The sequence below is a fragment of the Algoriella xinjiangensis genome, assembly GCF_900115015.1.
Lineage (GTDB): Bacteria > Bacteroidota > Bacteroidia > Flavobacteriales > Weeksellaceae > Empedobacter > Empedobacter xinjiangensis.
The window spans coordinates 288,564-302,536 of the sequence record NZ_FOUZ01000002.1 but is presented as its reverse complement, the minus strand read 5'-3'; the positions used below and the strand labels follow the sequence as shown (position 1 = coordinate 302,536).

Below are 13,973 nucleotides of genomic sequence, written 5' to 3'. Positions count from 1 at the left end.
TTATGTTATGCAAAATGATTTATTTTCTAAAATTGATTTTGACATTAAAGAAGGACGAAAATATAAAGCAACTTTGCGTCTAAGAAATCTTATCAATGAGTATCCTGATGAATTAAACTTAAGAAATCAACTTGCTGATTTATATTATCAAAGTGGTTTTTATGATGAAGCTGGTAAGTTTTGGATATTATCCGAAACCATAAATCCTGAAATTTCAAAATGTATTGAAATTTATAAAAATTCAGTAAATAATTCTGGTAATCAAATTTTAAAAGACATTGTTTTTCGTGGAGATAAAAATAAATTATCTATAAATCAACAAACTATTTTAAAAGAACTGGAAAAAAATAGTTTAGAAAAAACGAAAACAGTTCCTAATTTTCAAAAAAAAAAAAATCAAAAAAACCTTATAGAATATAAAGAGACGTCTAAAGATAGACTTATTATATATCTATTTCTTATAATTATAATTTTTATTGTTCTGTTATTAATTCTTGGTATCATAAAAATTATTGAATGGTTTTAAACTTAAAATTCGTTCCCTTCTACTCTATTTTGTAATTTTGCAAAATGTTTGATTCAAAGCAAATTTTTTCTATTCAATCCGAAGAAGATTTTCAAAGCGTAGCGTTGGAAGTTTTCCGTTATCAAGCGCAAGAAAATGAAGTGTATAAAAACTTTCTAAATTTCTTGAATGTTGATTACAAAAAAATACAACACACCAACGAAATTCCTTTTTTACCAATTCAGTTTTTTAAAAAGTTTGAAATTATTTCAGGTAATCGTCCTGTCGAAAAAATATTTTCAAGCTCAGGAACAACTGGTACGTTGACAAGCAAACATTTGGTTACCGATTTGGCGTTGTATCATTATAGTTTAGAAAAATGTTTTGAACAATTTTACGGACCGCTTTCCGATTATACAATATTTGCGCTTTTGCCTTCGTATTTAGAACGAACAGGTTCGTCTTTGATTGATATGGTTGAATATTGGATTGAGAAATCTGGAAGCGATCAAAGTGGATTTTATTTGTACAATCATGATGAATTGTACGAAAATCTTGTAGCACACGAAAAAACGGGTAAAAAAGCTATTCTAATCGGAGTTTCGTTTGCTTTGTTAGATTTTGTAGAAGAATATAAAATGCAGCTTGAGCATACAATTGTGATGGAAACGGGCGGAATGAAAGGTCGTAAAAAAGAAATTACGCGCCAAGAATTGCATACTATTTTAAAAAATGGTTTTGGAACTGAAGAAATCCACTCTGAATATGGAATGACAGAATTGCTTTCGCAAGGTTATTCGCGTGGTGATTTGACGTTTAAATCGCCTAATTGGATGCGAATTTTGATTCGCGAAACCGAAGATCCTTTCAAATATGTAGAAGAGGGAAAAACGGGCGGAGTAAATGTGATTGATTTGGCAAATTACAATTCAATTAGTTTTATAGCAACAGATGATTTAGGAAAAAAAATAACACATAATCAATTCGAAATCTTGGGACGTTTTGATCATTCGGACGTCAGAGGTTGTAATTTATTGGTTATTGAATAAATGAAAAACCACTTCGGATTGAAGTGGTTTTCTTACTATTTAGCTTATTTGTTTTTATTTTTTCTTGATCAAAACTTCTTTTGTAGATTCTGTTTTTATTTTCTCAAAAAATTGTTTCAAAACAGTGTATTTATCTGCTTCGTAAACACCTTCTGGTAAAATAAATTGAATCATTAAAGTTAAAACATTGTCTTTTATTTTTGCTTCTTGATAATACTCTAAGCCTAAATCTATTTTATGATGTGCTTTAAATGTATCATCAATTACAACTGAGTAACCTTCTGGAATTTTAATTTTGGTTTGAATATTAAATAAATATGGAAACTGAAATTCTATTTTACGTTGACGATTTTTATCCTCAAAAGTATATTGTTTCAAAAATTCGCGCAAAGGATTAATTACTGTATAAAACGGGGATTTAACATTATTACTCGCTGCTCTGTAACTTTTTGTATACATGTTTTTGTCGTAGACAACTTTCTCTTCATTCTCTACATCCAACTGTATATCCATACTTTCTGTCACATATCTTTTTAATGTATTTTCATCTTTTGCATCTTTATCGTAAAAATATCCGTCAAAATTATCTTTACGATTTAAAACAAGTTTAGTATCTGTAAAATGATAACTTGATGCAGATTCGTAAGTCGACATTTTTTGATTTAATTTCACAAAATTAGGCTCACCTTTTTGTATCACTATACCATGATAGTTAAACGCATTAATTGGTCCAAATTCTACTTGTTCTTTGTTTAATTGCGACGCATCTAAAATAATACTTTGTCCATTTTTTAACTTTGCAACCGTCACAACCGAATTAAATTGATTAACAAACGGATAACCAAACATTATTTGCCCGTGTTGGCGCGTGCTATATAAAATAATATACGAATCAAAGCCTTTGGCAATAAGCAATTCGTTTAATAATAAATTTAAATCTGCAGTTGTTCCAACTTTTTCTTTCAACAAAGTTTTGTTTGATTTTCGCGGAATGATAGAGTAAAAATTATTCCATTTCACATTATTATCAACGTAATCAACAATGTTTTTTAAAGTCTCAACATCATCTTTTCCATTGGGTATCGTTTGCGCAATATCTCTTATTGCAGATGGATTTCTATAAGTCTCATATTCATTATTTAAATCTAATATCAAACTTTTCCAAGCACTTAATGTATTTTTCTTTCCTCCTTCTGTATGATAATTATCGGCTTGTAATTTTATACGTTCACTCTGATCTTCTGCATTATAAACATATTTTAATTTATTAAAACTTTCTATATTAGTTAAAAACCAAGTCGTTGTACTCGCAGATTTTGCTTTATATTTTGTATTTAAATCGTCTCCAATTGTTATGATAGAAAAATTATTATATGCTTGATTATTCAACTTAAATTCACTGAATAAAGTTGGTAATTCGTGCTGAAAATTCCATGCATCAATAGAAAAATTATGTTGACTATTTTTCGTGTACGAATACTCGATAATCGAACCAATTTTTACATTAGGCAAAGCAAAACGTTTTGACGAATACAACTCATTTATTTGTACATCAAAAACATCTTTATCAGTAATAGAGCTAATTACTGGCTGACCATTTTCAATATTTATTGTATTGGCTTTTATATTCGAAACACTTTCGTTTTTACTTTTACTGTAATAATCTAACTCAATATTTGCCTCATTAATTCCTTTTTCAGTCAAAATTTTAATTCGTCTTTTAACTGTCAAATAATAATTAGAAGGCGTTAAATCTATTTTTCCTTCTTCGGACAAAATAACCGCATTTGCGTCTTTCTCAAAAGAAACTTCTTTCAAATTAATTTCTTGTTCCGAAACTTTTCCGAATTTAAAATCTTTGATTTGACCAAAACTTAAAAAAGTAGTCAAAACCAAAAGTAGAGTAAGTTTAAATTTCATTTTATTTTTAATAATATTGCAAAATTAGTAAATACAACAATAGATAACAACAAACATCGGCTTCTTCTTTATTATATTTTACATCAACAATTACAATAACTCTTTTAAAGCTTTTTCTAATGCCGGATATTTAAATCGAAAACCTTGTTTTTCTATTTTAGCTGGACTAATTCTAGAACCTTTCAAAACCAAATCACTCATTTCACCCAAAGCAATTTTCATGATAAATGAAGGAATATTTGGCAGAAAAAAAGGTTTATTCATCTTTTTAGCCAATGTTTTATTGAAAGTAGCATGATTAATCATTTCTGGAGACGAAGCATTATAACTTCCATTCCATTGATTATTTGTCGCAGCATCGCAATACATTTGCACCAAATCATCAATATGTATCCAAGGCATCCATTGTTTACCATCTCCAAGATTTGCGCCAACACCAAATTGAATTGGCTTTTTTAACAACTTAAAACCTTCTCCATTTTTAGCTAAAACCAAAGATGTTCGCAAACAAATTACACGACTTCCTAACTTATGAAATTGGTATGCTGCATTTTCCCAATCCACACAAACTTGTCCTATAAAATCTGTTCCTGCTTTATCATTTTCTTCAAAAATATGCTCAGAAGTAATTTGACCATAATATCCTGAACCTGAAGCAGAAATAAAAAACTTAAGATTTGGAACGTATTTTTCTGCGTATTTATACAATAGATTTGCCGTATTTACACGACTTTCTAAAATTTCTTTTTTATAAGATTCTGTCCATCTTTTCGCAATTGCAGCACCAGCCAAATGAATAATTCCATCTAAATCTTCAAATGCTTTTTCATCAATTTTATTTTTATTCCAATGATAAAAAGGATGTTCAACATTTTTTTCTCGTGTTAAAATACGAACTTGATGACCGTTGTCAATCAATTTTTCTATTAATTCTGAGCCAATTAAGCCACTTCCTCCAGTTAGAAGAATATTCATAATTATTTTTTCTCTAATTTAGCTCATTCCAAAATATAAACCAATGTTTAAAGGTCGATTTCCAACATTCAAACGAATGGGTCAGGATGAAGAAAATAAATTGAAGCAAAAAATATTTGATGTCATTTTCGAGGCGAACACGCCTTACGGAAAATTATTCGACATTACTTTATTGTTTCTTATTTTGATGAGTGTTGGCTTAGTTATGTTAGAGTCTGTACCCGCTGTTAATGCGCGTTATCACTCAACATTAGTTACACTTGAATGGACTTTAACCTCTTTGTTTACACTAGAATATCTTTTGAGAATTTATTGTGTCAAAAATCGTTGGCGTTATATTTTTAGCTTTTATGGTATAATTGATTTATTGTCAATTTTACCTTTCTATTTAGGTTTATTCTTCCCGACAAGTAAATATTTATCAAGTATTCGAATTCTGAGATTATTACGAATTTTTAGAATATTTAATTTAACTCGTTTTACGCGCGGAAAAAATGTTTTGGTAATTGGATTGAAAGAAAGTAAAGATAAAATTATTGTTTTTTTATCCTTTATTGTTCTTATTGTCGTTGTAATTGGATCTATCATGTATATGGTAGAACATGATCATCCCGAATCTGGGTTTACAAGTATACCGATAAGTATTTATTGGGCAGTAGTTACCTTAACAACAGTTGGTTACGGTGACATTTCTCCAGTTACGGGATTAGGTCAATTTCTAGCTTCGTTGGTTATGATTATAGGTTATGGTGTAATTGCTGTGCCAACGGGTATTGTTACCATGGAAATGAATAAAGCTGCGAAATATGATGTTCCTAAAAATACAGAAAGATGTAGAAATTGCGGCGATGATTATCATTTAGATGGTTCTGTTTACTGCAAAACTTGTGGTCATAAACTCAATCATTAATCATCCTCTTTTTCGTCGTCTTTGTCCAAATTAATGTAACGATTACTATCTATATGACTAACATATTCGTAATTACGAGTATAGTTTATCGACATATTTAATTCATAACCTACCAACATCAAAATAACATTGATGTAAACAAAAATCATCATAATCATCACAAGTCCAAGCGAGCCATAAAGCAAATCAATATTGGTAAAATAGCTAATATAGGTATTAAAACCAATTACGGTTAATAAGAACAAAACCGATGTTAAAATAGCGCCTGGTAAAACTGTACTTCGAGATTTTTTGTGATTTGGACCAAAATAATACAACATACACATCGATACAAAATAGAAAATAAAGACCGTGAAATAATTAATCAAATACGAGAATTGACCTAATTTGCTTAAAAATCTAACATGACTTAAATATTTCCATATTACTGATGTTGAATAAGAGAAAAACACCTGTAAAACAATAAAAGCAGTAAAAAATAACGTCAAAACAATAGAAATTAACCTCGATTTCATATTTTTTCGTTTGACATAAACATCTTGATACGAAACATTAAATCCATTAATAATTCCTTGTATTCCGTTTGATGACATAAAAATTGTAATCAAAATCAACAAATAATTCACCTTCTTTTTACCTTGTATTGCTGTCGTATTATCGATGTAAGAAATCACTTCGTTACTTACATGTTTTGGTAAAAGTTGCGGTAAAAGTTGTGTGAATAATAAATTTTTTATCTCTTCATAATAAACCAAATGCGGCAAAACACTAAACAAAAAAAGTAAAAAAGGAAACATACTAAAAAACAAAATCCAAGAAACCGCCGCAGAACGCAGTGGAAAATTACCTTTCATCACACGAATCCAAAAAACTTTCAAAAAATCATATACAGTAATTTCCGTTTTTTTATTCATTAATGTCTTCTTCGACCAATCTCGAAAATAATTTATTCCTGTATATGTTTTAAAATCTTGCAGAATGCGCATATTTTTGCCTGATATAAATTTATTGAATGAATATTACGACCATTTGTATTGGTAAAACTGACGAAAAAGCCATTGAATTACTTTTACAAAAGTATGAAAATCGATTGCCTTCGCATATTAATTATCAAAGAATTGAAATTCCTGACCTTAAAAATCGTAAAAATTTGTCAGAAATTCAACAAAAACAAAAAGAAGCTGAACAAATTCTTAACAAAATAGTAAATACTGATTTTGTAATTATTTTGGACGAAAAAGGTAAACAACCAACGTCTAAACAATTTGCAGATGATATTCAAAATTACATGAATCAATCGGTCAAAAACCTAGTTTTTGTAATTGGTGGACCTTATGGTTTTGATGAAAGTGTTTACAATCGTGGCAACAAAAAAATGTCATTATCCAACATGACTTTTACACACCAAATGGTTCGTTTGTTTTTAACAGAGCAAATTTATCGCGGATTTAGTATCTTGCAGGGTAAACCTTATCACCATGAATAATACTTCTGCTTTTGACGAGTTTGTGCCGCAACAAACAAATAATTTAAGTTTCGGAATTCTTAAAGCATTCTTATATAGCTTTGTAGCTATTTTAGTTTGGCAATTTGTTGGCGGAATTATTTCTGTTCCAGGCATATTCTACAAACCATTAAATCACATCACATTACCGCTCGGATTTTTAGGTGGTACAGTTACTGCAATCATCGTATTGTTAATGCTTACATCAACAAAATTTGCAGTTATTTTACAATCCATCAAACATCCATTTACAGCAATACAACTCATTTTATCAATTGCTTGTTGGATTTTATTTTTGCCTTTGGCAGAAGTTTTTACAAGTTTAATTCCTACAGATGGACCTTTCGAAGAAATTTATCACATGTTTCAAGAATCTTTTGAAATGATGTTAGATTATAAGATTGCAGGATTTATAATGGTTTGTGTTTTAGCACCAATTTTTGAAGAAATTATTTTTAGAGGAATTATTTTAAAAGGAATGCTAAATTTCAAGGTAAGTCCAGCAATTGCAATATTAATCAACGGTTTTATTTTCGGATTAGCACACATGAATCCTTGGCAATTTATAGGAGCCGGAATTCTAGGAATCATCTTCGGATTTGTTTATTATCGTACAAAATCTTTATTAATTCCGATGATTTTACACTGTTTAAATAACACACTTTCATACTCAATGATGATGATTCAGGGCGATATGGAAGGCGATGTTTTTGTACAATCAGATTATATTTTAGTTGCAATAATGACGCTTCTTGGTGTTGGATGTATTTATTTATTAAGTAAAAAAACAGAACAAAAAACAATATAATGGAACTAATTTTTGCCACACATAACGATCATAAAGTAAAAGAAGTTGCGCAAATGTTGCCTTCTTATTTAACGATGAAATCTTTAACTGACATTAATTTTCATGACGAAATAGACGAAACGGGTAAAACTTTTGAAGAAAATGCTTTATTAAAAGCAAAAACAATCTTCGAAAAAACGAATAAAAATATTTTTGCAGACGATTCTGGATTAGTTATTGATGCTTTAGATGGCGCTCCAGGCGTATATTCTGCGCGTTATGCTGGCACTGGAAAAGATGCGGATAATGTTACCAAAGCTTTAAAAGAATTAGAAGGAAAAACAAATAGAAAAGCCTACTTTATTTCAATTTTCTGCTTAATTTTGAATGGAAAGGAATATTTTTTTGAAGGAAAAGTAAACGGAACAATCTCAACAGAAATACTTGGAGAAGATGGTTTTGGATATGATCCAATATTTATTCCAGATGGTTATTCAAAATCTTTTGCACAAATGACAGCCGAAGAAAAAAATAATATCAGCCACAGAGGATTAGCTGTAAAAAAGCTAAACTATTTTTTAACAAAGCAAAACAAAAATTGAGTTTAAAACTTACCATATTAGGATTTAATTCCGCTGTACCAACAGCTTTTACTCATCCAACATCACAATTACTAAACATAGCCGAACGCTATTTTTTGATTGATTGCGGAGAAGGGACGCAAGTACAATTGCGCAAAGCAAAAGCAAAATTTAACCGCATAAACCATGTTTTTATTTCGCATTTACACGGCGATCATGTTTTTGGATTAATCGGTTTAATTTCTACTTTACAACTTTTAGGGCGCGATATGCCTTTTCATATTCATGGTCCAAAAGGAATTGAAGAATTTATAATGACGCAATTGCGTTTAACTGAATCTACATGCTCATTCAAAATTATTTTTAATGAATTAAGCTCTAAAAAATCTGTTATCGTTTTTGAAGATGATATGGTCGAAGTTATTTCTATTCCGCTAAATCACCGTGTTTATACAAATGGTTATCTATTTCGAGAAAAAAAGAAAGCGCGAAAATTAAATATAGATGCAATTGCAGAATTCCCTGAAATTGAGATTTGTGATTATCAAAATCTTAAAAACGGAAAAGATTATACATTAGAATCTGGTGAAATTATTCCGAATAATTATTTAACGTTTGATGAACAAAAATCTTTGAGTTACGCATTTTGCTCGGACACACGTTACAAACCCGATATTATTCCGCTGATAAAAGAGGTTGATTTGTTGTATCATGAATCTACTTTTTTACACGAATTGAAAGAATTGGCGATGTACACAGGTCATACAACTGCAAAAGAAGCGGGAATTATTGCAAGAGAAGCCAATGTAAAAAAATTAGTAATCGGACATTTTTCTAACCGTTACCACGATTATAGCGTTTTATTAGACGAAGCAAAACAAGAGTTTCCGAATACGATATTACCTGAAATTTTAGGTACAATTAAGATAAAAGTTAATTCATAAAATAAATTACATATTAAAAAATCCGCTCGAATTATTCGAGCGGATTTTTTTTGTTTTTATATTTCTCTAACTAAATAATTTCTATTAAACTTCCTTTTTCTTCATCTTTTACAATTGATAAAGCCACTGGAATTCGGTCTTTTAATTCATCTACGTGCGAAATAATTCCGACAATTCGATTCTCTTTTTGCAAATTCATCAACGTTTCAAAAACAATATTTACAGCCTCTGTATCTTGCGTTCCAAAACCTTCATCTATAAAAAAGAAATTCTTTTCCGCCTTCACATTTGCTTGTACACTTTCTGCTAACGCCAATGCCAAACTCAAAGAAACCTGAAATGCTTGTCCACCAGAAAGCGTTTTTACACTTCTCGTTCGCCCTTCATTTAGATAATCAACAATCTCAAAATCGTTATTTTCATTAATTTGTAAACTCAATTGATTTCGTGTCATACGATGAAATCTAACATTCGCATTTTCGCACAATTGTCGCAAATAAATCGACGAAACATATTGTACAAAACCAGCGCTATCAAACAAACTTTTCATCGTTTTCAGATTATCTGCACGTTTTTGTAATGCAGCTTGTTCTTCTAATAATTCTTTTTTTGCTTCAAATTCTTTCGTTAAACGATCAATATTCGCTTTTATTAATGCTACTTTTTCAGACGCTTCATTCTTTAGAATTTCAGAGTTTTTAAATTTAACTTCAGTTTCTTCAAAAGCATTTTTATCAAAAATTAATCCGTCCAATTTAAGCTCCAAATCGTTTATAATTTGCTTCGCTGTTTCGTATTTTACTTTAAAAATATTAATCTCTTTTTGCTCTTCAGAAATATTTAAGTGCTGATTTAAAATCAAATTCACATCTTCTATTTTATCTAAATGATGTTCTGCTAATGACGCTTTAATTTGAGTATTTACTTGATTTAATTCATTCAAAATCTCTTTAATTTGCGTTTCAATTAAAGTAATTGACGTTTTTTGAGACGCTAATTTTGGATTCAAATCATTTAAATTTAGATTTAAAGCTTGATAAGTTTGCTCAATTTTTTGATTTGATTTACTTAATTCTTTTGCTTTAAATAAAATATCTTCCTCAGAAAACGTTTTAAAATCATCAAAAGAAAGGACTTTTAAATTTGCTTCATTCTGATTGATTCGAGCTGATTTTTCACCTTCTTCAAGCTTGAAATTTTCTAATGCTTTCGAAAATTTATCCAAATCTTGGCGTTCTTTTTCTAAAACAATTCGATCATTTTTCAGCGCTTCATTTTTTTGCTCAATTTCTTTTTCTAAACGAATAGAATTTTGTTGTATTTCTTGAAAATGAGTATAATTTGCAGAATCAAAATTTGTCCAAATAAATAATTTTAAATGATTAATACTTTGATTATTCAAATTATCAATTAAATTATTTTCTTGTTTTAATTGATCTTCAAATATTTGTAAACGAGAAAAAATCTGTTGAACTTTATTTACTTTTTGTTGCCAATCTGCCTCTTCTTTTTCTATTTCTGCATAAGAATCTTTCAATAACACTAAATTATTGCTCACATCTTCTACTTCAATAATATGCGGATGTTCCGCCGAACCACACAAAGGACAAGCTTCTCCGTCATGCAATTCGTGAGCATATTGCGCTAATTTTTGTTGAACTTCAAGCTGATTACGCTTTTCTTCAATTTCTTTTTTACGATTTAAAAATTGATTTTTTAAGGCAATATTTTCTTTTTCAAATGAATCTTTATCAACATTTAATTCAGTCAATTCTTCTTTTAATTGATTGATTTGCAACTGAACTTGTTCAATCTTTTTTTGTTGATTAGAAATAGAATTTTGAAGATTTTTCGCTGTATTAAACCAATTCCCAACTTCAAATATGATTTGAGAATCAACTTTATTCGCTTTTAAATCTTTTATTTCTTGTTCTTTTTTCTCAATCGATTGATTGATTTTTATTTCGTTTTGCTTTACTTCTTCTACCTGAAATAAACCTTTTTGTGTTCTTTCTTTTAAAGTTTCAATTTCTTTTGTAAACTTTAAAATTTCTGCAATTAAAACAAAATCAGTTTCTTCTTGTCGTAAATGATGTAATTTTTCAAATTGAGGTTGAATTATTTCTAATTCTTTTGTAATTTCTTTTAATTGATTTTCTGTTAAAAGAAATTGTTTTTTTTGATTTTCGACATCATATTTTTTTAATTCTAACTCTGTCGAATATTTAATTTGATCTTTTAATAACTGATAAAATGAATTAAAAATTCGCTCATAAATAACCAAATTTTTCTCTTTTTTATCAATATTTATTTTTTGTTCCTTTAATGTTTCAAATTCAATTTTACGATGTCTTAAATTGTCAAAATCTAATTTCAATCTTTTCAATTTCTCAAAAGCTTCGCTTAAAATTAAATGTTCTTCTAAAACTATTTTTGAATGCTCTTTCGCAAGTTTTAATTCTACTTCTAATTCTTCAATTTTCTGAACAGAAACTTCTTCAAAACCCGATAATTTTCCTTGAAGTTGATCTAAATTTGATGAATTTTTCTTTACTAAACCACTTACTTTATCTTTTAAATCAAAACGATGAAGATTAAAAATTTCTTTCATCATTTTCGTACGTTCAGTCGCTCCCAACTCAATAAATTCTTTGAATTGACCTTGTGGAATAATAATTGTGCGCTTAAAATTTTTGTAACTTAATCCAATAATTTTTTCAATATCTGAACTTTCTAAAGGAATCCAAATTTCATTTTTGAATTCATATAAAACCACCGTTGGCGATTTTACGTCTTCGAAGTTTTTAGAATTTCGTTTAAATTCTCGCGTCGCACGAAACAATTTATTTTCATAATTATAAAAATCAAACTCGATATAAGAACGATTTGATTTTAAATTCATCATATTATATGCTCGTTTATCACGATTGTTTAATCGTTCTGTTTCACCGTATAATACAAATGTAATTGCTTCTAAAATTGATGATTTTCCTGAACCAACTTTTCCGAAAATTCCAAATAATCCTGCTTCTGTTAGATTATTAAATTCAATTATTTGACGTTCTTGGTAAGAATATAAACCTTCTATTGTTAATTTTACTGGAATCATAAATTAAGCATTCAAAATTTCGTTGAACAAGTTTTTTAAATCATCGTTTGGTTCTTGATTACCATTTTTTGATTTGAAATAATCTTGAAAAAGATCTTCCATATTTTGATTCAAATTAATTTCTTTGGCTTGATTTTCTAAGTTTCTTTGATTTTTAACTTTCGGAATCAAATGAATAATTCCTGGATGAGATTGATAAATCAATTTTCTATCTTCAGCTTTTAGAAATGTTTCACTTTCTAAAGTCAATTCCACCAATGTATTTTGATGATCATTTAACCATTCGACAGCATTTTCTACAGAATCAAAAGTTTTGCGAACCAACGGTTTTCCTTTCTTCAATTCAATCTTTTCAAACGATACATTTTCGTTAGGATTTGCCTCAATAATTGAAACATATTTGGTTTGACCAGCTTCGCTAAAACTATAACACAAAGGCGAAGAACTGTAAACGACAGGTTTTTCTGTAGTTCCTACGTTATTAAATGCATGCAAATGTCCCAAAGCCGTATATTGAATTTGAGCAGGAATTCCGTCTGAAAAAACCAAATCTGCATTACCAATTTTAATTGGCTTTTCTCCTTCTGGCTCTTCCAACAATTCTTGCCCTTTTTTATTCATATACAAATGTGTCATCAAAAGATTAACGCCATTTATATCACAAAAATTAGTGGCTAAATCTTGCCATTTTGAGGCTAAAATAGCATTTAATTGTTGCTCTTTTTCTTCGTCAAAATATTGTTTTAAACGAATTTCATTTGCATAAGCTGTATGAATAATTCGGATTGGGAATTTTATTTTGTTCAATTTTAACTCAATAAAACCTTCTACCGAATTAGAAATCTCAAATTCAGGAAGTTTAAATTCCTGCACTTTCGTATTTGGATGACCGATTAAAATAATTCCACATTCGCGCGCCAAAGGATCTGGCGCATCAATGCGATCGGGAGAATCGTGATTACCACCAATTGCAACAACCGGTCGTTGACCATTTTTTGCTAACCGTTTCAACGTTTTATAAAATAATTCGACAGCTTCTACACTCGGATTAAACGTATCAAATAAATCGCCGGCAACTAAAACCAAATCGACATTTTGTTCATCTGCAATTTCGCAGATTTCGTTCATCACCTCAATTTGCTCCTCTATTCGAGAATAATTATCCAATCGTTTACCTAAATGCCAATCGGCAGTGTGTAGAATTTTCATTATTTAATCTTCGTTTTCTGGTTTATTTTTTTCGTTAAAAATTCGGTTAATTTCTTTTAAACGAGCTCTACGTTCAGCTTCTTCGTCTTTAACTTTTTTTCTTTTTTGTGCTTTTTTTGCTTTTACAGCTTTTTTATTTGCATCTGTATTTCTACTCATTCTTTCTATTCTATAAAATTAAAATTCAGCAACGCCAAATGATGTCGCAAAATTACGCGTTTTCTAAAAGTTATAGTAAAACTTTTGCTAAATAAAATGAATTAATTATCTTGTTGTGATATTATCAAATTTATTAATTTAAAACACTTTAGATGGGAAAAGGAGATAAAAAGTCAAAAAGAGGAAAAATTGTAAATGGCTCTTATGGTGTAAAACGACCGCGTAAAAAGTATTATTACGAAGATGAAGTGGTTGAAGAAAAACCTGCTAAGAAAGCCAAAAAGTAATTTTTTGAAGCTGAAAATCGAATCGATTTTCAGC

The 13,973-nt window shown here is 29.3% G+C and carries 14 protein-coding genes; 8 read left to right on the top strand and 6 right to left on the bottom strand.

Annotated features, from left to right (window positions below; translation table 11 throughout):
• Nucleotides 1–7: 7 nt before the first annotated feature.
• Nucleotides 8–526 carry a DUF6584 family protein gene (locus tag BM072_RS03050; RefSeq protein WP_092906424.1) on the top strand — a complete coding sequence of 173 codons (519 nt, stop codon included), beginning with the start codon at nucleotides 8–10 and terminating at the stop codon, nucleotides 524–526.
• A 44-nt stretch (nucleotides 527–570) separates the two neighbouring features.
• Complete coding sequence (locus tag BM072_RS03045) at nucleotides 571–1,554, top strand: acyl transferase (RefSeq protein WP_092906422.1); 984 nt, start codon at nucleotides 571–573, stop codon at nucleotides 1,552–1,554.
• Nucleotides 1,555–1,608: 54 nt separating this feature from the next.
• Here the strand turns inward: BM072_RS03045 and BM072_RS03040 are convergent, their stop codons facing one another.
• A complete protein-coding gene (locus BM072_RS03040; protein ID WP_092906420.1) occupies nucleotides 1,609–3,474 on the bottom strand; it encodes a DUF3857 domain-containing protein in 1,866 nt (621 codons plus the stop codon).
• A 90-nt stretch (nucleotides 3,475–3,564) separates the two neighbouring features.
• Nucleotides 3,565–4,449: a TIGR01777 family oxidoreductase gene (locus tag BM072_RS03035; RefSeq protein ID WP_245752037.1), complete on the bottom strand. Its 885-nt coding sequence runs from the start codon at nucleotides 4,447–4,449 to the stop codon at nucleotides 3,565–3,567.
• 43 nt (nucleotides 4,450–4,492) lie between these two features.
• Here BM072_RS03035 and BM072_RS03030 point away from each other — a divergent pair, with 43 nt between their 5' ends.
• Complete coding sequence (locus BM072_RS03030; protein ID WP_092906417.1) at nucleotides 4,493–5,359, top strand: ion transporter; 867 nt, start codon at nucleotides 4,493–4,495, stop codon at nucleotides 5,357–5,359.
• Here BM072_RS03030 and BM072_RS03025 read toward each other — a convergent pair.
• A complete protein-coding gene (locus BM072_RS03025; RefSeq protein ID WP_092906415.1) occupies nucleotides 5,356–6,345 on the bottom strand; it encodes a YihY/virulence factor BrkB family protein in 990 nt (329 codons plus the stop codon). The two genes, BM072_RS03030 and BM072_RS03025, sit on opposite strands and share 4 nt — an antisense overlap.
• Before the next feature lie 26 nt (nucleotides 6,346–6,371).
• Here BM072_RS03025 and rlmH point away from each other — a divergent pair, with 26 nt between their 5' ends.
• The 4 genes from rlmH to BM072_RS03005 are packed head-to-tail and all read left to right on the top strand — an operon-like array spanning nucleotide 6,372 to nucleotide 9,175.
• Nucleotides 6,372–6,845, top strand: coding sequence for a 23S rRNA (pseudouridine(1915)-N(3))-methyltransferase RlmH (rlmH, locus tag BM072_RS03020; protein WP_092906413.1), 474 nt, complete (start codon nucleotides 6,372–6,374; stop codon nucleotides 6,843–6,845).
• Nucleotides 6,838–7,671 (top strand): CPBP family intramembrane glutamic endopeptidase, encoded by an 834-nt coding sequence (locus BM072_RS03015; protein WP_092906411.1) that lies wholly within the window; start codon nucleotides 6,838–6,840, stop codon nucleotides 7,669–7,671. The genes rlmH and BM072_RS03015 overlap by 8 nt, the downstream gene beginning before the upstream one ends.
• Nucleotides 7,671–8,252 carry an RdgB/HAM1 family non-canonical purine NTP pyrophosphatase gene (rdgB, locus tag BM072_RS03010; protein WP_092906409.1) on the top strand — a complete coding sequence of 194 codons (582 nt, stop codon included), beginning with the start codon at nucleotides 7,671–7,673 and terminating at the stop codon, nucleotides 8,250–8,252. The genes BM072_RS03015 and rdgB overlap by 1 nt, the downstream gene beginning before the upstream one ends.
• Entirely contained in the window at nucleotides 8,249–9,175 is a 927-nt protein-coding gene (locus tag BM072_RS03005; protein WP_092906407.1) for a ribonuclease Z, read from the top strand. The genes rdgB and BM072_RS03005 overlap by 4 nt, the downstream gene beginning before the upstream one ends.
• Before the next feature lie 70 nt (nucleotides 9,176–9,245).
• On the opposite strand, the gene BM072_RS03000 is transcribed toward BM072_RS03005, so the two are convergent.
• From BM072_RS03000 to BM072_RS15455, 3 genes are read right to left on the bottom strand one after another with little or no spacing between them, the layout of a single operon-like run.
• Nucleotides 9,246–12,284 (bottom strand): AAA family ATPase, encoded by a 3,039-nt coding sequence (locus BM072_RS03000; protein ID WP_092906405.1) that lies wholly within the window; start codon nucleotides 12,282–12,284, stop codon nucleotides 9,246–9,248.
• 3 nt (nucleotides 12,285–12,287) lie between these two features.
• Nucleotides 12,288–13,493, bottom strand: a complete 1,206-nt coding sequence (locus tag BM072_RS02995) for a metallophosphoesterase family protein (RefSeq protein WP_092906403.1) — start codon at nucleotides 13,491–13,493, stop codon at nucleotides 12,288–12,290.
• Between the two features lie 3 nt (nucleotides 13,494–13,496).
• Nucleotides 13,497–13,652 (bottom strand): hypothetical protein, encoded by a 156-nt coding sequence (locus BM072_RS15455; protein ID WP_177190246.1) that lies wholly within the window; start codon nucleotides 13,650–13,652, stop codon nucleotides 13,497–13,499.
• 152 nt (nucleotides 13,653–13,804) lie between these two features.
• On the opposite strand from BM072_RS15455, the gene BM072_RS02990 reads away from it, so the two are divergent.
• Nucleotides 13,805–13,939 (top strand): 30S ribosomal protein THX, encoded by a 135-nt coding sequence (locus BM072_RS02990; RefSeq protein ID WP_092906401.1) that lies wholly within the window; start codon nucleotides 13,805–13,807, stop codon nucleotides 13,937–13,939.
• The last annotated feature ends 34 nt before the right edge of the window (nucleotides 13,940–13,973 follow it).

What these genes read in the sequence shown, in the direction of transcription:
- BM072_RS03050 (WP_092906424.1), top strand. Translation starts at nt 8, where the DNA reads ATGCAAAATGATTTATTTTCTAAAATTGATTTTGACATTAAAGAAGGA.
- BM072_RS03045 (WP_092906422.1), top strand. Translation starts at nt 571, where the DNA reads ATGTTTGATTCAAAGCAAATTTTTTCTATTCAATCCGAAGAAGATTTT.
- BM072_RS03040 (WP_092906420.1), bottom strand. Translation starts at nt 3,474, where the DNA reads ATGAAATTTAAACTTACTCTACTTTTGGTTTTGACTACTTTTTTAAGT.
- BM072_RS03035 (WP_245752037.1), bottom strand. Translation starts at nt 4,449, where the DNA reads ATGAATATTCTTCTAACTGGAGGAAGTGGCTTAATTGGCTCAGAATTA.
- BM072_RS03030 (WP_092906417.1), top strand. Translation starts at nt 4,493, where the DNA reads ATGTTTAAAGGTCGATTTCCAACATTCAAACGAATGGGTCAGGATGAA.
- BM072_RS03025 (WP_092906415.1), bottom strand. Translation starts at nt 6,345, where the DNA reads ATGCGCATTCTGCAAGATTTTAAAACATATACAGGAATAAATTATTTT.
- rlmH (WP_092906413.1), top strand. Translation starts at nt 6,372, where the DNA reads ATGAATATTACGACCATTTGTATTGGTAAAACTGACGAAAAAGCCATT.
- BM072_RS03015 (WP_092906411.1), top strand. Translation starts at nt 6,838, where the DNA reads ATGAATAATACTTCTGCTTTTGACGAGTTTGTGCCGCAACAAACAAAT.
- rdgB (WP_092906409.1), top strand. Translation starts at nt 7,671, where the DNA reads ATGGAACTAATTTTTGCCACACATAACGATCATAAAGTAAAAGAAGTT.
- BM072_RS03000 (WP_092906405.1), bottom strand. Translation starts at nt 12,284, where the DNA reads ATGATTCCAGTAAAATTAACAATAGAAGGTTTATATTCTTACCAAGAA.
- BM072_RS02995 (WP_092906403.1), bottom strand. Translation starts at nt 13,493, where the DNA reads ATGAAAATTCTACACACTGCCGATTGGCATTTAGGTAAACGATTGGAT.
- BM072_RS15455 (WP_177190246.1), bottom strand. Translation starts at nt 13,652, where the DNA reads ATGAGTAGAAATACAGATGCAAATAAAAAAGCTGTAAAAGCAAAAAAA.
- BM072_RS02990 (WP_092906401.1), top strand. Translation starts at nt 13,805, where the DNA reads ATGGGAAAAGGAGATAAAAAGTCAAAAAGAGGAAAAATTGTAAATGGC.